This is a genomic window from Velocimicrobium porci (assembly GCF_009696045.1).
GTDB lineage: Bacteria > Bacillota > Clostridia > Lachnospirales > Lachnospiraceae > Velocimicrobium > Velocimicrobium porci.
On the sequence record NZ_VUMT01000002.1, the window covers coordinates 60,200 to 81,364 of the forward strand.

Genomic DNA, 21,165 nt, shown 5'->3' on the forward strand with positions numbered 1-21,165 from the left:
TTCACTAACTCCTATTACTAGGTCATTATAAGCAATATTATTTGAAAAGTCAATTATTCCTGCTGCTTCTTCATTTAGTCTTATTTTACTTCAACCATCTGTCCTTCCTGATTAAATGAACTCCAACATGTACTTCCTTCCTGTTTGCGATATGCCTTGACGGTAAAGGAATAATATTCTCCGCTTTCTAATCCCTTCAACGTTACGGATTTTGTATTTTGACCTTTTACATTTTTTATACCAATCCAGTCACCATATTCATCCTGCTGGTAGATTCGATAACCAGTGGCTCCCGGAACCGTTTCCCATGTGATTTTTGCTGTACCCTCTTTTTCAGAAAAAGCATCATTTAGTAGACATTCATCCAGCTCACTATAGGCGTATACTCCGGACTCATCACATTCACTCTCATTGGTAGCGTCATAGGCTTTAACTGTATAATAATATACTTCACCTGTATTAATTGTCTTATCAATATAACTTGAACTAGTTCCACCAAGCTTTTTCGCTATTTTGCTCCATCTTCCATCCTGTGTCTTGCGATAAATAGAATAGCCTTCTGCAAACGGAACCGGAGTCCAGTTAACCTGGATTTCATTATATGAAAGTGCAACTGCTTCCTTTAACTGGGGTATTTCAAAAGCGGTTATTATCTTAGCTGAACTGTAAGATTTGTTACCTGCTTCATCGGTCAACGTCAAATCTAATGTATGTCCCGAACTAAGTGGTGTAATTCCCAAAGAAAAGTCACTTTCAACCGTCTGGTTTGACGCAATTTCTTCATCTTTTAAGAATACTTCTATTTTCCCACCACTGGCACTCTGCCCCGTAATACTTGAATCACTGTTATAGATGGTATTAATCTTACGAAACCCTAACGAGGATATATTTGAAGTACATCCTACCTGAATATTAATATCCAATCCCTGGTTCTTTAATGCATTATCTGTAATTTCTGCATTAGAATAATTTTGTAATAAAATTCCGTTTTTCTTATTATCCTGAATCGCATTATTCATAATCTTTGACCATGAACAATCCAAATAAACTCCATATTTATTTTTCTCTGTTCCGGTTACCTTATTCTTACTAATCTGAGCAGAAGAATATTTTAATGCAATACCAATATTATTATAATCCTTCACTTCATTATTCGTAATCTCATTTCCAATATCCTCCATACTGCCAAGCTGAGAATAATATACCGCAATTCCGTTAGACTCAGAACCATTTAAAACATTATTTTCTACTTTACAGCCGGAACAGTTTCTCAATGCAATTCCATTCGATACTGTCGCATTAATTGCATGATTCTTCCTTATTTCTGAAACTGTATTATTCGTAATCTCACTGTCCCTGACATATTTATAATAAATTCCTGCATCATAAGCAGTATCAATTGTATTATTGTCAACATAAATATTGTCCATATAGTAATCGCCAACTGGGAAAATACCTCCTGTATTGACACCTCCACACAAAAAGATTGCGTAACCGGCACTCATATCCGGTTTGGCGACTGTTGAAATGGCATTATTACGAATAACAATATTAGCCGCATCTTTTTTTGGTTTTAAAATATTACCAACCGGCATCATATAGCTGGCAGTTCCTGTCCAATATTTGAGATTAATTCCCTCGCCAGACTCAGTAATCTTATTGTCTACAATAATACAGTCTTTATAGTTCAATCCATAAACCGCCTGTTTCGCTACATTTTTAAACTGATTATTGGCAATTAAGATATTCGTATAGTACTCACCAATTACTGCTGAATGTGTTCCAATTGCTCTTTGAAGATTTTCAAATTCACAATTGTAAATTACTACATTATCACAGGTTGTATCATCATAGGCACGATAACCGCTTGCTACACTACTGCTATGTGTAATATCAATTTGTATTGCCTCTTTGTTCTTACTTCCCTTATAGCCACTCATATAAGAATTTGTAATCGCAACATTCTGCACGCCACAAAGCTCAACATGATGACCATTATAATTGTCTAAAATTTTCACCTGATTAATCAAAATATTTTTGGCATGACCAAATCGGATAAAGGAATGTTCATAGCTGGAGTCTTCGGCAAATTTTTTCATATTGCCATCCCATGTACCGCCTTCTAAAATTACATTATGAACTCCGTTGTATTCTGTATTAATCTCTTTTGTATTACCACCCATTATCATTGAACTTTTTCCTGTCGTACTTACAATAGAAGCATCTTCATCCATACAAAGCCATGTATTGCTATATATATGAAGTGCTTTACTAATCGCATACGTTCCTTTTGGAATTACAATTTTATATTGAACCTGGTCTGATGCATTTACTTTTGCTTCGTTTAATGCACACTGCAATGCATCTGCAGCATCTTTTTTTCCGGTATTATCCGCATAATAAGGATCGTCCATTACATTAATTGTAATCATATTTGAATAATTAGGAAAAACAGGGAGCCCTATCCCTGTTACTTTATTGTTATCTAATCCCTCTTGTGCCTTTTTTACAATATAATTAATATTTGCAGAAGTGGTTCTATCGTAACTCTTATCCTTAACGCCTGCCTTTGCAGTAACAGACATAGTTTGAATCGACATATATGCACTCCCTACGATTAACATAATAACTACTAGCATTATCCTTAAAGCCGGTATTTTCTTTTTTTCCATTGTTTTTCTATTCATTATACTACCTTCTTTACCCTCTTGCTTGTCATCCTGTTTCTACTTATCCTCATTTACTTGTTTCTTCAATTAATTTACATATCTTTTCCGATGCTGTTCCTGACTCAACTTCATTATATTTTTTAGAAAAAGCAGAATACTTTTCTATATATTTTGCCTCATCATAATGCAGTATATCCTGAATTAATTCTTTTGTTTCATATGAAATAGGACCAGGAGCTTCTTTTTCAAAATCAAAATAAAATCCTCTTAAATTATTTTTATAATTATCATAATCATAACAATAAAATAACATAGGACGTTTTAAAATACTATAGTCAAACATAACAGAAGAATAGTCTGTAATTAAAATATCTGATACTAAATATAATAAAGAAATATCATAATTTAAATCGCAATCAAAAATAAAGCCTTTATATGGACTCCAATCCACTAAATCCTTTACCAAATAATGATATTTAACAATAATACAATATTCATCCTCTAATTGTTCTTTTAACAGTTCGAAATCAATATGGGGATTAAATTTATAACGTCCCGAACCATAAAATTCATTATCACGCCAAGTTGGTGCATATAATATTATTTTCTTGTCCATTGGAAGTTCTAATTCTTTTTTTAATGATTCAATGTATTCCTTCGTATTATTACGGATTAAAATATCATTTCTCGGATAACCAATCGTAAGCATTTCTTTTTCAAAGCCAAATGCTTTCCGAAATATTTTAGCTGAAAAATCATTTTGAGCAATCAAATAATCCCAAGTTTGTGCATTTTGATAGAATTTATTTTTATATTTCTCAATGTCCTTATCCTCTGCCATAGACACCGAATCCATATCAAGTGCTAACTTTTTGAGTGGTGTTCCATGCCATGTCTGAATATAAGTTACGTTTTTCTTCTTAACTAAAAAATCTGGCTGTCTACAATCAAACACCCATGTTTTAGCTATTGCCATATAATAAAAATATTTTATCCGTTTAAAACGAACAATTTTATAATTTCCTGGTAGTTCTTTTGGAAGCGATTCAAAAAACCATATACACTGATATTTTTTATCAAGACCTTTTTCAACCATATATTCATAAATATATCTCGGGTTACCAGTATAATTTCTTCCCATACTACTGTTAAATACAATTACTTTCTTGTCAATTGGAAGAAGACTCGCCATGATTCGGTAGCAAAATAACATAACAGATTTTGCTGCTTTTTTCAGTTGTTTCTTCATTTTAATATCCCCCTGTCCTCTTCCATTTAATTTTAATTCGAATGATGATTCATCTCTCCACGTCTTAGGTCATTTTTTATCTTTGTTGTTGATATTTTTTCGGTTCGAGGTAAATAAATCACTTCACAATAATCCTTAAGAAAATCAAACTGTCCTTCCCAGTCATGTCCCATAACAAAGATATCAATATCATTATCTACAACATCTTTTATCTTCTGATCCCATGAAACTTCCGGTATTACCTCATCTACGTAACGAATCGCCTCTAATATCATTTTTCTGTCTTCATAAGAATGGTAGGCCGTTTTATGTTTTAGAGCATTAAATTCATCCGTTGATAACACAACCAATAAATAATCTCCCAACTCCTTTGCCCTACGGAGCAAATTAATATGTCCGACATGTAGCAAATCATAGGTTCCATAAGTTATAACTTTTTTCATAATTATTTTTCCTTCTTTCTGATATCCTATACATATATCTAAAAACAAAAATATTTATTATTTCATCCTCTGCTCATACAACTTACTAACCTCTTCGACAGACCCTTCTGCCAGTACTTTTCCATGATCAAGCAAAATTGCTTTATCACAAAGACGTTTTACCTGTTCTAAAGAGTGAGATACAAATAACACAGTTACACCTCGGTCAAACATATCTCTTATCTTCTTTTCACTTTTTTTACGGAATTTTGCATCACCAACAGATAATACTTCATCTAAAATTAAAATATCCGGTTCTACTACAGTTGCAATTGCAAATCCAAGTCTTGCTTTCATACCGGAAGAATAGTTTTTTAATGGTACATTGATAAAATCGCCCAACTCAGAAAATTCAACAATTTCATCATATTTTTCCCGTATAAACTCCTTGGAATATCCAAGAACTGCTCCATATAAATATATATTTTCCGCTCCTGTATATTGCTTATCAAAACCGGCACCAAGCTCTAAAAGAGGTACTATCTTCCCTTTCTTCTTAACAGAGCCTTCGGTTGGCTTTAACACACCTGCAATTACTTTTAATAATGTACTCTTTCCTGCCCCATTAAATCCTAAAATTCCAAGCCGTTCTCCCTTCTGAAGTTCAAAAGAAACATTTCTCAATGCCCAGAATTCCTGAAAACGTAATTCTCTTTTTATAAATTTAATCACATAATCCTTTAAATCATCTACTTTTTCTGCACTAAGGTTAAAACGCATACTTACATTTTCAACTTTTAATGCCACATTTTTCTTACCCACTTTTGTGCCTCCTGCTAAATATTCAGAATAAATTTATCCTGATTCTTGTAGAATACGTAAACACCTATAATCAAACTTCCAAAACTTATGACTGCTGAAAATACTAAAGCATACATATCAAATCCCTGTCCATACATAACCGTATTTCTAAAGTTCTGGATTAGGCAGTATAATGGATTAACTTTGAAAATCCACTCAAATCCATTCTTGATTACTCGGGAAGGATAATAGAATACTGCACACGCATAAAAGAGTAATGTTAAAAATACTCCCCACAAATATTCCAAATCACGGAAAAATACCGCTAACGTAGCAAGAATTAATCCAAAACCCAAACTCATGATTAACAATAAAACAATCGGAACAATTGCTCCAAATACATAAATAGTTGGTTTTACATGTAATACAGCCGCAACTCCAACTAAAACAATAAGTGACAGTAAAAATGTCACGAAGTTTGATAATACGGATGATAATGGATAAATATACTTTGGTACATATACTTTTTTAATCATACCACTGTTTGTCCGAATTGATTTCATCGCAGATTTTGTAGCACCTGAAAAGAATTGGGTCATTAAGCGTCCGGTTAAAATATAAACCGGAAACAGGGCATCATCTTTTGCATATAATTTTGAGAATACAACCCAAAGTACCAACATATTAAGAAGTGGCTCTAATAAGGTCCAGACAAGTCCAAGTACAGACCGTCGATACTTCAGTTTTATGTCTTTTTTCACCAATTCTTGAAGTAAAAACCGGTATTTCATAAAGTTATTTAGATATTTTTTCATCTCTGTTCTCCATCTTTCTTCCCGTTTCACTTTAGCTTTGCCGTCAGGCGGGGTTATTATATCATATTTGATTATATTAGTCAAACGAAGTAAATACACTAAAAAAGCCAAAAACAAAACAAATGTCCAGTCTAAGTATTGGATATTAAGGCAATTAGAATATTCATTAAAACGTGAACTTTAAAAATAAATTTTTCTAAAGTTCACGTTATAAAATCTTAATTATTTTGTTCTTTTTTACTTATTCAAACGATTGATTGCACTAAATAATGCCCGCAAAGAAGACCTTGTAATATTAGAGCTTATTCCTGCACCATAGATTGCATTTCCATTCTCTTCATCCAATAAATGGATGTAAGTAACAGCCTGTGCATTTGATCCTGACTGTAGGGCATGCTCATTATAATCTAATACTTTTAATTTTCTACTAATTATATTACTAATTCCCTTCTGTGCCGCATCAATCGGACCATTTCCAATTCCTTCTAATGTTTTTTCAATTCCATTTTCTTTATACAAGATTGTAATATGTGTGCTTTCCCGGTTATTTTCGTCCATTTTCTCTTCTATCTTGCACTGGCAGAAATGAAACGGCTCTTTTGCTTCTAAATATTCTTTTTTAAATTCCTCCATAATCTGTTCCGGAGCTACCTCACCTTGCTTTTCTGAAATTTCCTGTATTATTTTTGCAAACTCTTTTTGCATCCCCTTTGGAAGCTTAAAGCCAAAACAGGAATCCATAATGAATGCAACACCACCTTTTCCAGACTGACTGTTGATTCTCACAATTGGTTCATACTTCCGTCCTACATCTGCTGGATCAATTGGCAAGTATGGCACTTCCCAATATGACTGATTTCTTTCTTTCATGGCTTTAATACCTTTATTAATTGCATCCTGATGAGAACCTGAAAACGCCGTAAAAACTAGTTTTCCCGCATATGGATGGCGAATATGAACCGGTATTTTACAACATCTTTCATAAACTTCTATAATTTCATTGATATTTTCTAAATTTAAATTTGGATTCACTCCCTGAGAAAACAGATTATAGGCGATTGTTAAAATATCCACATTTCCTGTTCGTTCTCCATTTCCAAATAACGTCCCTTCGATTCGGTCTGCTCCTGCTAATAAGGAAAGTTCAGCTGCCGCAACCGCACAACCTCTATCATTATGAGGATGAACACTTAAAATTACCGCTTCTCTGTTTTTCAAATGACGATGAAACCACTCAATCTGATCTGCATATACATTTGGTGTATTCATTTCCACGGTAGCCGGAAGGTTTATAATAACTGGTTCTTCTTTTGTTGCACCCCATTCATCCAGTACAGCTTCACAGACATCCAATGCATAATCCACTTCTGTTCCTGTGAAGCTTTCAGGTGAATATTCTAATATAATTTTTCCTTCGAAATCTTTCATTTTCTGCTTTACCAGCTTCGTTCCCTCAATTGCAATTTCTTTTATCTCTTCTTTACTTTTTCCAAAGACAACATCTCTTTGTAAAGCAGAGGTCGAATTATAAATATGAACGATTGCTTTTTTTACTCCATTTAACGCTTCAAATGTTCGTTCTATCAAATGTTCCCTACATTGTACCAATACTTGTACAATGACATCATCAGGTATTAAGTTCCGCTCGACAAGCTGTCTTAAAAAGTCATATTCAATCTGCGAGGCTGAAGGAAATCCCACCTCAATTTCTTTGAATCCAAGCTTTACCAGCATTTGAAAAAATTCAATTTTTTCTTCTACAACCATTGGCTCAATCAATGCCTGATTTCCGTCACGTAAATCAACACTACACCATACCGGTGCCTTTTCAATCTGATTATCTGGCCATTGACGTTCTGACAAGCTTATAACTGGATTTTTTTTGTATCTCGCATAATTTAACATCGCAAACCCTCCTATTTTCTTCAAAAAAAAAGCCCTCGTCTCCAATTTATTAGAGACGAAAGACTATATTCTTACGCGGTACCACTCTAGTTTATACTTTATGTATACCCTCACCCAATACAAGTATCTTCTTATATTGTCCTGTCTGATAACGGTCAGGATCCGTCTTTTCCTACTGCTATTAAAATCAAAACTTTTGACTCTCTAACGGTTCAGAAAAACTGCTAAAAGGCGAGTTCAGTTTTTTCCTGCAATCGTTTTTCACCGGTCAACGACTCTCTGAATGCGCAAAAAAACTTACTATTCCTTCTCATCGCTTTTATCTTTTATCAATTTTAATATTGATATTATAATAATCGAATTTCTTTTCCATGTCAATTCTTTTTTCAGATTATTCTGTTTCTTCTATTACTTCTCCTAATCCGCTTTTAACAAGCGAAATTAATGCATCCAGTGCTTCTTTTTCACGCTCTCCTTCACAGATGATATTAATCTCATCGCCCTGCTTCACACATGCACCTAATACTCCTAGTATACTCTTTCCATTAAGCTTCGCATTTTTCGATTGAATCAATATAGAACATGGGTATTCAATTGCTAATCCACAAAATCTTTCTGCAACTCGAAGGTGAAGTCCTTTTGGATTTTTTACAGTTACACGTTGATTAACCATACAATCGCCTCCTATAATAGCTACTATTCTTCTGTTCTTTCCTCCACATCTGTCTTATCATCATCTGAAGTATTTTGATTATTGCTATTATTTGTATTATCCATCGAATCAATATCATTTTCATCTGTATTATTTTCGGGTTCAGCGGTCTCTTCTGGAGGTTCTGTCTTATCATCGGAAGAAAAACCGTTATCTTCATCTGCTAATAACATAACTGATACGGTAGGTGTACTTACAATTTCAAAATTCTCATTTTCTTCAAATTTAACCGCAATTACATGTTTTCCTTTTCCAAGATTATTTAAATCAATATATGCCCCCAGTTTAGAAGCTGTCAACTTACTTACAACATCTTCAAGCCCCATAACCTTCACTTTATAAATCTTATTCGAATTACCATAAGAAAATTCCATTCCATCAGGAACATTTTTTGTTTCAATGTCGCTTGCCGTAAATGATATTTCTTTTGTAACAAGCTTCTCAACGGTTATCTTGACAGCTATTGATGTCATATTTCCAACAATTGATATGCCTTCAGGAAGATATTCCTTTAAATCAATCTCTTTTTCAATATTCTTTTTCACATTATTCACATTTATTATAATCGGAATAGAAGAAATCGTTTGAAGGACACGGTCTTCTCCCGTTATCTCAACCTGCCCCGGTTCAAAGTCAGTTTTCATGACCATATATCCCTGACCGGCTGTTCCTTCTGTCTTTACCTCAATTGGAACCGTTTTTGTACGCTGTACATTTATTTTTACCGAAATCGAAGAGGAACTGAATTTAAGTCTTGAAGAATCGATTTCCTTTCCCTCTTCATCATATACCTTTGGTATTAATTGATCTTCTTTAAAACTTGCAGATGCATTATTAATATCTACTACAACTCTTGCTTCTGCTATCTTATTCACAACTGATTTAGCACCTGATACTTCAATCAAATTTGGTTTTGCCTCAACAGTTCCGACAGAAAACCCGCTTGCGGCTTCACCAATCTGTTCAACATTTATTTTTACCTGCTTTGTTTCTTTATCTTCCATATTGATTGTCAGCATTTTAGGTTTTACCGTAAACTCTAAACTTGCATAATCAAATTTAGGACAACTCGCTACCAATTCAATTTTATTAAATGGTGTCATTTGTGTTAAATCAGCAGTAACCTGTAAATCTGTATATTTAATTTTATCTAATACACTTCGTTTACCTCTCACCGTAACAGTTACCGTATTTCCCTCTTCTACATCATATACTTTACCCAAGGAAGAAATTGCATCCTCATTAAGAAATTCAATCGGAATATTTGAAAAAGGTCTTGTTATCGCAGGATCATCAATATTAATAATAATAATCCAAATTATGGCGGCAAGTGGTATTGATAAAAGTTTAATGCCTAGGTTATTCATCAGCTTTTCTTTCATTCTTCTTTCTTCCCTTCCATAATTTTATTTTTTTACTATCAGCACTTTTCTTTTTCTGATAACGGGTAAGATATTCTTTTAACTGTTCTCCATCAACAGAGCGTTTTAATACACCTTCGGAAGCAATCGACACTTTACCAGTTTCTTCGGAAACAATAATTGTAATACTGTCTGTCACTTCGCTGATTCCGACGCCGGCACGATGTCTGGTTCCCAAATCCTTACTCAATTCCATGTTATCTGACAACGGTAAATAACAGGTAGCCGCAACAATTCGATTACCTCTTATAATAATTGCACCATCATGGAGGGGCGTATTATGTTCAAATATATTAATTAACAACTGACTGCTAATTACCGAGTCCAATATAATCCCTGTCCGCTCATATTCGTTTAAATCAATATCTCTCTCAATTACAATCAATGCCCCTGTCTTTGTCTTAGCCATCTCAAATGTAGCCCTTACAATCTCACTAATTGTCCGGTCTGAAAACCGTTCGTATTTATCCTTCTGGTCATCAAATGGAATAATTGAGGATATATAATTCTTTCTTCCAAGTTGTTCCAGCGCCTTCCTGAGCTCTGGCTGAAATACAATAATAATTGCAGTAATTCCAACACCAATTGTATTTTTAAATATCCACAAAATTACACTCATATCCAAAACAATTGCAATGATACAAAAAATACAAAGCACAATAATACCCTTTACCAGCATCCAGGCTCGTGTTTTTTTCACCCAGATAATAATATGGTAAAGTGCAAATGCAATAATTAATATTTCTAAAACATCAATAACTGTTATCTTAGGCAGTGATACTACCGTCAGATATTTTTCAAAAAAGGTTTTAATGATGTCCATACTGCCTCCAATTATCTTTTCTATTTTCTTTCTCCTAAATTATTCTCATCAAAATCATCTTCTAACTCCCGATTTTGATATATTTCATCCTGACTGTATCCCTTTTGAATCACATCTTGAAGATTCATTGTATTTTCATTTGTCTTTTGTGGATTAATTCTTTTTATATTTTTTTCTGGTGCTGTAATTGCCATTTTCGGAACCGCTTTTACATAATAGTAATAGTCATCGTCTTCAAACTGCAATTTTTCAACTGTTGTATAGTCAAGACTAAGTCGAAAAAACCAGATAATATAAACTAATACTCCACTTACTGCATTTCCTATAACAATAGATCCAATATTTTTATATATATCGAAGCCTAATCCTCCAATTAAAAATCCAATAATGCTTACGCAAGTTCCTACGACAATTCCTGCTTCAAATGCATGATCAAAGCTTTGCTTCCTTACAATATAAGTCACAAGCATAACAACAGAAAAAATAAGTATTGCTGAAAGCATTTCCTTGTTATTGACCAGACTATCTATTACAATCCGATACACATTGAAAATATCCTCTACTGAATTGCCATTTGTCGCAAGTACACTCTCCTTAATTGCAGAAAACAGGTAAAACACAACAACTCCACAACTTACAGGTAGAACTGCAATTGGCGTTCCTATCATCCCGAGTAAGATAGGAATGCAGTAAGGAATTTTTAGTAAAAATAGAATCGGAATTGCCAGTACTGCAAAACTATATTTAGGAGTAAACCGCAAAAACATACAGTACATAATAATCAATATAACGGCAGCAACAATTGCCAATATTTTAGAAACAAAAAATATTTGTAACACTGCAACAATCCCTGTCACTAAACTGATAAATGAAACTGGCAAAAATGCACACACAAAAGAACCAATTACCATTATGTTAACCTGTGTCAGTTTTGGGTTAAACCCCAGATGGGTATTTATCATATAAAATATAAATAATGTCGATATAAACTTTATCGCAGGATTAAGGTAGCTATCCGCTTTGGAATAAAATTTCCGAAGCTGCTCTTTGATTACCAATAGATTCATCATCCTGTCTTGCCCTCCTACTTTTGTTCTGCCTCGTCTTTGTAGAACTTACGGAGTACACCAAGCATTCTAAAATATTTTTTCACAAATTTATGGGCTTTATCATATTTCAAAGAATACATAACAATTGTTCCAATTATATATATAATAAGTAAAATTAAATAGACTGCCAGTGCTTTTCCAATCACTGCTTTATAATTCAGTGTTGCCGCATTTGTAATCAAAAATTCTGCATTGTAAAAAACCAATAGACCTAAAATAAGTATATACCCAATTGTAACACTCACTATAGTTTTCAACAAATTATATCGTATATAGTCCGATTTATAATAACCAAACCGTTTAAAATTTTCTTGATTTTCTTTCTTCTCATAGCTGGCTAATCGACTCATAATACGAATCTTCTTTTCATTTAACACGGTCACACCTCACTTTCTACCGATAGGCATACTCACTTATAACTAGTATAGCACACATTGTTTTGATAGTGAAGAAAATTTTTAAGCTTATTATACTTCTAATCTTTCTATTATATAAGAGAGCAGTTCATCTGAAAAAATTTGTAATTGGGAAAGTGTAATAATTTTTTCGTCTAAAATAGATAACCTTCCTAATTGATGTGGGGCAATTCCCAAATCTGCTTCTTCCAACATCGAAAGATCAAACTCACTGTCACCAGCAGAAATTACCAATTCAGAATTAATTTTTTCTTTAAAACGCCTTACCGCATTTCCTTTCGTTAATTTCTTTGGTATAACATAAATTTTCGTGCCATTACTACATACATCTACTAAATCTGTATTTAGATTTTGTTTTAAAAGTTCTACTGTCTTACATGGAAAACTACTTTTGGTAAATAAGAATAATTCCTCAATATTTCTCAATTCAAAACACCGATTTTTATCCCTTTCAAGCATTGACTCTGCATTCTTCAACTCCATTTTACAGTCTGATATCAAATTTAATGATTCTTTATACCATATATTGTCGCTTTTTCCATTTTTCAAAAGTATCCCGCCATTACAAACAAAAGCATATTCCGGTTCGTCAATTCCCAAATTAATCCTTTTATATTGTTCGATTGTTCGGGTCGTGGTCGGTACAAACAATATCCTTTTACAAATTTGTTTTAACAACTCATTGGATTTTTTGGTCATAAAAGAAATTTCCCGACCTTGATAAACTTCTACGCATTTTTTCTTTTCTTCTATTGGGTGTTTATACGAATAAATTAAAGTATTATCTAAATCGCAATGAAATACAACCATATTTATCCTCCTAAAAAACTGGCATACGATATAAAATACCGTATGCCATCTTCCTATTTCATTCTCTTTTTATTTTTCTCTGTCGCCAACAATATATTTTCGAACCAAATCAACAGGAATCATTGTAAATGCCAATGCAATCACTAATAACCAACCCTTTATTCCAAATGGAACACAGCTAAACATTTCACCAATCCATTTAAAGACTGGGAATGGTACTAACGCTGCATTTACAATAACTGCCTGCACAAGAATAATCGTGAAAAATACTTTTAAGAAACCTGGATTTGCATTTATATTCTTGAAAATTCCAAAGCCGTCATCTCTTACATTAAATCCGTTAAATAATGCACTTACAATAAATAGAACAAAATATCCTGTTAATAATTGCTCTTGATTATCAAAGAAACTTGCAAAAAATGGAGCCTTTAGGAATACAAAACTAACAATTGTAAGCCAGATTCCCATTGTTAATATCTGTTCCATCATTTTTCTGCTGACAATACTTTCATCTCTTCTTCTTGGTCTTTCTTTCATGTATTTTTCAAGAGCCGGTTCATTGCCCAGCATAATTGCACCTAAACCATCCATTACAAGATTTACAAATAATAAATGTGTTACTTTTAATGGCTCTGCCACTCCAAAGAACGGTGCGATTGCACTGACAACTACAGCTGCAACATTGATTACAAGCTGGAATTTACAGAACTTTAATATATTATGATAAATTGTTCTACCATACCAGATTGCATCTTTAATTGATTTAAAATTATCATCTAAAATTACAATCTTACCAGCTTCCTTTGCTGCTTCTGTACCGCTTCCCATTGCAAATCCAACATCAGCTCTTTTTAACGCAGGAGAATCATTTACACCATCACCAGTCATACCAACTACAAGGTTCATTTCCTGACATAATCTTACCATTCTTGATTTGTCAGTTGGAAGTGCACGGGCAATTACTCTAATATTAGGAATAATTTTCTTCACTTCCTCATCACTCATTTGATTTAACTCTATTGATGACAATACAACATCTGATTCCTTCTTAATTAAGCCTGCATCTTTTGCGATTGCAGCTGCTGTTTCAAGTCGGTCACCCGTAATCATGACAACTTGGATACCTGCATTTTGCACTTCTTCAATCGCTTCTCTTGCTTCTGCTCTTACTTCATCCCGGATACCAACTAAGCCGATAATAACAATATCCTCATTAATCTTATTTTCAACAAGTGCTTTTTCTGAATACCCAAATGCCAGTACTCTCATTGCCTTAGAAGCCAAATCATCAATTTTTTTGTCTAATACAGCTTTATCCAAATTTTTAATTTCACCATTTGCATCCATATATTTTGTTGCTGCTGCCAAAAGACGCTCTGGTGCACCTTTATAAAAAGTCTTGCCATACTTATCAATTCTTGCCTGACTAAATTTATTAGTAGAATTAAATCCCTGTGAAGCTGTTACAACACAATCACTGGAAGATGATAACTGGTTAAATGTTGTTTCACCAAGGAATTTCATTAATGCCTGATCCGTTGCATTTCCACCAATCACTCTATGTTCTGAATCATACATAGACTGTGTATTTTTTCCAATTGCTAAGTCAATATGTTCTTTTACTTTCGCATGAGAATCTAATTCCTGAATTGGAATTGATTGCCCATCCGCTGTAAAGAAGTCAACAACCTCAAGCATCCCCTTTGTAATCGTTCCTGTTTTATCACTAAATAAAATATTTAAAGAACCGGCTGTTTCAATTCCCTCCGCTTTTCTTACAAGAACATTATGGTCTAACATCTTACTTGTATTCTGCATTAATACAAGTGAAATCATAAGTGGAAGTCCCTCTGGAACTGCACAGACAATAATTACAACGGCTAATGAAACTGCCTCTACAATATCCTTAAATACTTCAGCAAACCCTATTGAGAAATATGCAGATACACCACCTGCACTAATAATAAAGTAAGCAAAATATAAGATTGCAATTACAATCGCACCGATATATCCAAAGGTAGAAATCTGATTCGCAAGTTTAGCCAGTTTAACCTTTAATGGGGAATCCGGCTCATCTTCCTGCATTTCCTCTGCCATTTTACCCATCATTGTCTTTAAACCAACTTTTCTTACATCTAAGATTCCTTCTCCGTCAAACACTACGGCACCACGAAATAGGGAATGTTTATCTACAAATGTATCTCCAGTAATATCATCCGGTAAAACAAAACCTTCGTCTGCCGCTGTCTTTTTACATTCCTCTGCCTCACCATTTAAAGCAGAATTGTCAACTCTCAAATTACCGGATACTAACACACCATCTGCCGGTACTTTATCACCAGACTGTAATAATACCTTATCTCCAACAACAACATCGTCAATATCAATAACAGAAACGGCACCATTACGATGTACCTTACACTGATCTTTTTTCGTGCTATCCTTTAACTCACGATACTTTGTATCACTTGCAACACCGGTTTTGGCAGATACCACTGCTACGATCAATACTGCTACAATCGTTCCTACCGGCTCATAAATCTCAGCATAACCAAAGAAAAACATAACAATCATCAATGCTGCAATTGCCAGCAAGATTCGAATCATCGGATCACTAAATGTTTCTTTAAATTCCTGCCAAAAGGTAGTAGGCTCGGAATCAGGAATTTCATTTGAGCCGTATTTTGCCCTCGAGTCTATAACCTCTTTGTCTGTAAGTCCACTAAATTTCATATTATTCTCCTCGTGTCTTATAATATTATTTGAAAACTATTGAATATACCGATTCGCAAGTTCTCCTAATCCCGGATCATTCGTTCCCTGACCGATTGCATTAAATTTCCATTCACCATTGTGTCTATATACTTCTCCGAAAATCATAGCTGTCATTCCGGAATAATCTTCTGTCAGGTTATAATGACACATTTCCGTATTATTTCTAGCATCAACCAAACGGATAAACGCATTCTGAATCATTCCAAAGTGCTGATTTCTTTTAACCGCCTGATAAATATTTACAACAAGAACAATTCTATCATATTCTGCTGGTATTTTATCCAGCTCAACAATAATCTGTTCATCATCGCCATCCCCTGCACCGGTTAAATTGTCACCCATATGCTGTACGGTACCTGATTTATGTCTTAAATTACCAAAATAAACAATATCCTTTTGATTCACTAATTTGCCATTTTGTAGTAACAAAGCTGAAGCATCGCAATCAATTGGCTGAGGTTTTGGTGCAAAGAAACCGCCTTTTTTACGTTCTACTTCATCCCATCCTAATCCAATAACCACTTTAGAAAGTCCTTCTCTATCTTTTGATAAACTAACTTTTTGTCCTTTTTGTAAACTAACCGACATTCTTTTTCCTCCTATTCTACTTCAACACCATAGTTTGCACAAAGTGCTGCTAAGCCGCCTTGGTAACCGCATCCAATCGCATTGAATTTCCATTCGCCATTATTTTTATATAATTCACCAAATACTGCTGCTGTTTCAATTGAAAAATCTTCTCCTAAATCATAACGAAGCAATTCTTCTCCTGTATCTTCTCTATAAATTCGAATAAACGCATTATTTACCTGTCCAAAATTTTGTCTTCTGACTTCCGCATCATAGATTGTAACCGTAAATGCAATTTTAGATATATTCGCCGGAACTATAGACAAGTCCACTTTTATCTGCTCATCATCTCCATCACCAACACCGGTCAGATTATCTCCCAGATGTTCTACACCTCCGGAAGGATGTTTTAAATTTCCATAAAACACAAAATCTTCTTGTCTTGAAATTTTTCCTGAATCAGTCAACAAAAATGCTGCTGCATCCAAATCGAAATCTCCACCTGTATCAAATTGATTTACATCCCATCCAAGACCTACTACAACCTTTGATAATCCAGGATTTCCTTTTGTTAAACTTACTTTTTGTCCTTTTTGTAAACTTACTGGCATTTTTCTACCTCCTATGCTACCTCAATTCCATAATGTCCACATAATGCGGCAAGTCCTCCCTGGAAACCACTTCCAATTGCATTAAATTTCCACTCACCATTATGTCTATATAATTCACCTACAACGACTGCTGTTTCAATTGAAAAATCCTCTCCTAAATCATAACGAATTAATTCTGTATTCGTAGCTTCATCTACAATTCGGATAAAAGCATTTGATACCTGACCAAAATTTTGTCTTCTGACTTCTGCATCATAGATTGTAACCGTAAATGCAATTTTAGATATATTCGCCGGAATTTTGCTTAGATCAACTTCGATTTGTTCATCATCGCCATCTCCCTCGCCGGTTAAGTTATCTCCCATATGTTTGACTGCCTCACTGGGATGAGCAAGATTTCCATAAAACACAAATTCTTTTTCCGTTGGACACTTTCCATTTTCCCCTAGCATAAATGCAGCTGCATCAAGGTCAAAATCTGAACCCGAATCAAAGGCGTTTACATCCCATCCAAGACCTACCATAATATTTTTCAATCCCGGATTCCCCTTTGTTAAATCAACTTTTTGTCCTTTTGATAAATTAATTGGCATAATTATATCCTCCCTTAAAATACTTATTTTTGAATTTTATCTGGAACATGATACATCTTTTCGAACTCTGTTTTAATCGTTTCAAGTCTGGCCTGATCTTCCATTCTTTTCTTTCTTGCATTTTCCTGAATTTGTTTTGTTTCATCAATACCATTTACAATTGTTCTCCAAGTTGTTTCCAACGTTTCAATTTTAATTGAACTTCCAGATGCTAACCTTGCTGTCGCTTTTGACTGTTCCACTGTATTTTTCGCATTTTTAATTAACATCTCATTTGTTCTTTCGTCTAAAGCAGACATTGCTTCTGCCTGAATTTTCTGCCGTTTAAGCATGATTGCCTGTGCAAGTGCCTGTTTAAACACGGGCAATGTAATAATAAATGCCGAATTGATTTTACGAACTAGGTTCATATTGCTAAATTCCATTGTCTTAATCATTGGAATAGACTGTATTGCTACACTTTCCGCTGTGCGAAGATCCTGCGTTCTCTGTTCTAGCATCATTAGAGCCTGTTCTAAACTCTGTATTTCAAATTGAATCGAATTATCGCCTGTCATTTCCATATCATTTCTTCGCTGTGCGATATAAGCTTCCAATTCCCGGCAACCTTGTTCTCCTGCCAAAATATACTTTACAAGCTCATGATAATAATTTACATTTGCCTCAAACATCATTTCTAATTTACGGTTTGACTGTTTAATTTCGGACTCATACTGCTTCAATTGCACGTAAATTTTATCAATTTCCTCACCCATTGTATGGTATTTCGCAAGTATTTTATCAAGCTGCTTCCGAAGATTCCCAAACAATTTTCCAAACAAACCTGAATTTTCTTTTATTTCTTCAATATCAAACTTGGACATTATTTTGGCCAATTCATTTAGCATCTCACTGGAATCATCCAACTGTGACATATTCATACTGTTTAGTACAACATCGGATGCTTTTGATATTTCTTCGGCAACCGGAGCACCAAAAGAAACAATAGTTTCAAGATTATAAACCTCGATTTGGCTTGCCAGAGCATCGACCTCCGGTGAATTTACCAGCGTTTCGTTCATCTGCTGTCTGTCTGCAACAATATCGTATTGTTCTACCACTTCTAATTCATTTTTAGGCTCTGGTGTCGACGCAGCTGTTGTTGTCTGCTGCATATTTGGTCTGCTAAAATCTAATCCCATATCATCTACCCTCTCTTAAATATTTTATCACGCCATGAACGACGTGGGTGCAATGGAATCAAATCAAAATTGGGTGTATGTAAATCATATAGATATTCTCCAATCTGATATTCTTCCAAAACTTTTCTGTTAAAATACTTTTCTACATTTTGGTAACCGGTAGGAACGAAAAACACAATATCAAATCCAATTAAATTCAAAAATGCAGTCATAATACTATCTTCTAATGAAATTATTTTCTCTGTTGTATTAATATAAATTAATTTTGGATTCTTTTTTGTAAAATCAAATTTTTGAATCATTCTTATCATTTCTTTTTTCAGATTAAGCACAGTAGAAATAATGGTATATTCCGTTCCGTTTTCAAACGTGCCCTTAATTGTTCTTTGTTCAATCAATAACGCTAACTTGTCCAACATGTATTCTTGCATTTCATCTCTTAAAAAACTATATTGATAACATGGATGCTCTTTTATTTTCGTTTTATTCAGGCGTCCATTCTTAAAAAATTCCGTTGCATGTGCCTTTATTGGATTTGCATCGGTGCTATTGATAAATGGTACATTCTTTACTACGATTGTGTCTTCATTAAATAATGCTTTTATCTCAGACCAATACTCCATTGCCGAGCCGTTTTTAACCCCTGAAACTTTCGCAAAAATAACCGGAAGGTTAACAACGTTATCTATTACGCTGAAGTTCGGTCTATACTTTAATTCCTGATTCCACAAAATATTAATTTCTTCATATATAGTCTGTAAAGACACTGAAACTGCCTTCGTATACTGCTGATTTCGATATAATCCGGAACCCTGGTACATCATTGTATCTAATTCTCGTTCTGCCTGATATGCCACCGTTGTCATATGTACATCTGAATTTTCACTTGGAAATTTTTCAATTACAAGCGAATTATCATAATTTTTTTCAAATAATAACTTGTCTGTCAAACAACATTTTGTATTTAAATTTGGATTTAATATCACTACATCAATTGGAAGTCTTGCTAAAAATCTTAAAAATAATGCTTCTGTTTCATTTTTACAGCTGCCAAAATATATAAAACAGGAAATGTCCGGCATATTCCAATTTGAAAACAATTCCGGCTGATAACGCTGTAACCAGCAAAGCAAATAAACCGCCTTATTCGTAAGCTTATTTAAATTATTGTCCGGATCTCTACTTTCCTCCAATATAAGGTCAACAAAAGCCTTTATCATGACTCTCTGCAGCTGAATATTGGCAGAGTATTGAATGTTATGAGATAAATCCAATATCATTTGTTCCGGTTTTGTATAGCTATTCCTTCGAATTTTTTGAATCTCATCTATGGTCGGACAAGAGATGGAATTCTCAACAATTACAATTCTCCGACCATTCGTTTTAAGCTGAAGTTGAAACTGATACAATTCATTCAAATAAGTCAATTTATCTTCGACACCATTCATTCTATAAAAACAATTGTAAAATAAATTGGGGTCTGTTCCTCTTAGCTGTATTTCTTTTAGAATATCTTCAAATCCATTTCCTTCAATCCAAATATTCGTTGCGTTCATTACATCAGGTAAAATTCCATACAACTGCCGGTTCTTTCTCTCCTGCTCAATCTCATTTCTAATCGTCGCAATACTAAATTCTTTCGGAAACGGAAGCATTTCTTCCTTTTCATATAAGATCGAGTACTTCGATTCGGAATCTAATTTTTTATAGGCTTCTTCTCCATGGATTTGAAGAAATACAATATCACATCCCGCATTAGACAATATTGTAAGCATCTTTAGCTCATAGTTACTAATCTCGCCTTCATAAAGAATTTTAGGAATCTCATCGTTTCCCAGCTGATTAACAATACGCTCAAATTTATAATATAACCAGCACATAAACTTAATATAGGCATTCCGGAGCATAGAATCGTTTTTACCTTCCTGCCTCATCTGCTCCAATGTATCATAAATAGACGTTGCTACATTTTTTCTTTGATAATCATTCATCCGTGGCAACCATTTTTGCAAACTGCTTATTAAAAACCCCATGTCAAGCAAAAAATCCATCCCCATGATTTCTTCATAATAAGATAGATTATTTTCATTAGGATTTGATATTCTTCCTTCAATAACAACACCAGACCGTCTTGCCGCCTCGTAGTATTTCTTTATAAAATTTTTTATGCCCTCATTATATCCGGCAATACGATAAAAATAAACTTCTCCTTTGTTTCTGGCACTTAACGTATTAAAATACTGATTCAAATTTTCTAACATTTTATGTTCAAACATAAGCTAT

General features: G+C 34.0%; 18 protein-coding genes and 1 other annotated feature. All 18 genes read right to left on the reverse strand.

Features of this window, described 5'->3' with window-relative positions:
- Positions 1–80 precede the first annotated feature (80 nt).
- The 18 genes from FYJ58_RS01850 to FYJ58_RS01935 all read right to left on the reverse strand — a co-directional run bounded on the left by FYJ58_RS01850 (position 81) and on the right by FYJ58_RS01935 (position 21,158).
- Positions 81–2,687 (reverse strand): right-handed parallel beta-helix repeat-containing protein, encoded by a 2,607-nt coding sequence (locus FYJ58_RS01850; RefSeq protein ID WP_154516428.1) that lies wholly within the window; start codon positions 2,685–2,687, stop codon positions 81–83.
- A 49-nt stretch (positions 2,688–2,736) separates the two neighbouring features.
- Positions 2,737–3,918, reverse strand: a complete 1,182-nt coding sequence (locus FYJ58_RS01855) for a CDP-glycerol glycerophosphotransferase family protein (RefSeq protein ID WP_235912528.1) — start codon at positions 3,916–3,918, stop codon at positions 2,737–2,739.
- 32 nt (positions 3,919–3,950) lie between these two features.
- Positions 3,951–4,361, reverse strand: coding sequence for a glycerol-3-phosphate cytidylyltransferase (tagD, locus tag FYJ58_RS01860; protein WP_154516431.1), 411 nt, complete (start codon positions 4,359–4,361; stop codon positions 3,951–3,953).
- A 57-nt stretch (positions 4,362–4,418) separates the two neighbouring features.
- Positions 4,419–5,162, reverse strand: a complete 744-nt coding sequence (locus tag FYJ58_RS01865; protein ID WP_328597774.1) for an ABC transporter ATP-binding protein — start codon at positions 5,160–5,162, stop codon at positions 4,419–4,421.
- 14 nt (positions 5,163–5,176) lie between these two features.
- Positions 5,177–5,956, reverse strand: coding sequence for an ABC transporter permease (locus FYJ58_RS01870; protein ID WP_154516434.1), 780 nt, complete (start codon positions 5,954–5,956; stop codon positions 5,177–5,179).
- Between the two features lie 237 nt (positions 5,957–6,193).
- On the reverse strand, positions 6,194–7,861 hold the full coding sequence (gene leuA, locus FYJ58_RS01875) for a 2-isopropylmalate synthase (RefSeq protein ID WP_154516437.1): 1,668 nt from the start codon (positions 7,859–7,861) through the stop codon (positions 6,194–6,196).
- Positions 7,862–7,909: 48 nt separating this feature from the next.
- Positions 7,910–8,184, reverse strand: a binding site (T-box leader).
- 68 nt (positions 8,185–8,252) lie between these two features.
- Positions 8,253–8,534: an HPr family phosphocarrier protein gene (locus FYJ58_RS01880; RefSeq protein WP_154516440.1), complete on the reverse strand. Its 282-nt coding sequence runs from the start codon at positions 8,532–8,534 to the stop codon at positions 8,253–8,255.
- 23 nt (positions 8,535–8,557) lie between these two features.
- A complete protein-coding gene (locus FYJ58_RS01885) occupies positions 8,558–9,955 on the reverse strand; it encodes a CdaR family protein (RefSeq protein WP_154516443.1) in 1,398 nt (465 codons plus the stop codon).
- Positions 9,933–10,817, reverse strand: a complete 885-nt coding sequence (cdaA, locus tag FYJ58_RS01890; protein WP_154516446.1) for a diadenylate cyclase CdaA — start codon at positions 10,815–10,817, stop codon at positions 9,933–9,935. Before cdaA ends, FYJ58_RS01885 begins: the two co-directional genes overlap by 23 nt.
- Positions 10,818–10,837: 20 nt before the next feature.
- Positions 10,838–11,887, reverse strand: a complete 1,050-nt coding sequence (locus FYJ58_RS01895; RefSeq protein ID WP_154516449.1) for a hypothetical protein — start codon at positions 11,885–11,887, stop codon at positions 10,838–10,840.
- A 14-nt stretch (positions 11,888–11,901) separates the two neighbouring features.
- Positions 11,902–12,303, reverse strand: coding sequence for a hypothetical protein (locus FYJ58_RS01900; protein ID WP_154516452.1), 402 nt, complete (start codon positions 12,301–12,303; stop codon positions 11,902–11,904).
- Positions 12,304–12,393: 90 nt separating this feature from the next.
- The gene (locus tag FYJ58_RS01905; protein ID WP_154516455.1) at positions 12,394–13,152 is read right to left on the reverse strand and encodes an HAD hydrolase family protein; all 759 of its coding nucleotides are present in this window, start codon (positions 13,150–13,152) and stop codon (positions 12,394–12,396) included.
- Between the two features lie 69 nt (positions 13,153–13,221).
- Positions 13,222–15,885, reverse strand: a complete 2,664-nt coding sequence (locus tag FYJ58_RS01910; RefSeq protein ID WP_154516458.1) for a calcium-translocating P-type ATPase, PMCA-type — start codon at positions 15,883–15,885, stop codon at positions 13,222–13,224.
- Between the two features lie 36 nt (positions 15,886–15,921).
- On the reverse strand, positions 15,922–16,515 hold the full coding sequence (locus tag FYJ58_RS01915) for a TerD family protein (RefSeq protein ID WP_154516461.1): 594 nt from the start codon (positions 16,513–16,515) through the stop codon (positions 15,922–15,924).
- A gap of 11 nt (positions 16,516–16,526) precedes the next feature.
- The gene (locus FYJ58_RS01920) at positions 16,527–17,108 is read right to left on the reverse strand and encodes a TerD family protein (protein ID WP_154516464.1); all 582 of its coding nucleotides are present in this window, start codon (positions 17,106–17,108) and stop codon (positions 16,527–16,529) included.
- Between the two features lie 11 nt (positions 17,109–17,119).
- On the reverse strand, positions 17,120–17,701 hold the full coding sequence (locus FYJ58_RS01925) for a TerD family protein (protein ID WP_154516467.1): 582 nt from the start codon (positions 17,699–17,701) through the stop codon (positions 17,120–17,122).
- A gap of 23 nt (positions 17,702–17,724) precedes the next feature.
- The gene (locus FYJ58_RS01930) at positions 17,725–18,882 is read right to left on the reverse strand and encodes a toxic anion resistance protein (RefSeq protein WP_154516470.1); all 1,158 of its coding nucleotides are present in this window, start codon (positions 18,880–18,882) and stop codon (positions 17,725–17,727) included.
- A gap of 5 nt (positions 18,883–18,887) precedes the next feature.
- Complete coding sequence (locus FYJ58_RS01935; RefSeq protein ID WP_154516473.1) at positions 18,888–21,158, reverse strand: YceG family protein; 2,271 nt, start codon at positions 21,156–21,158, stop codon at positions 18,888–18,890.
- Positions 21,159–21,165: the final 7 nt, after the last annotated feature.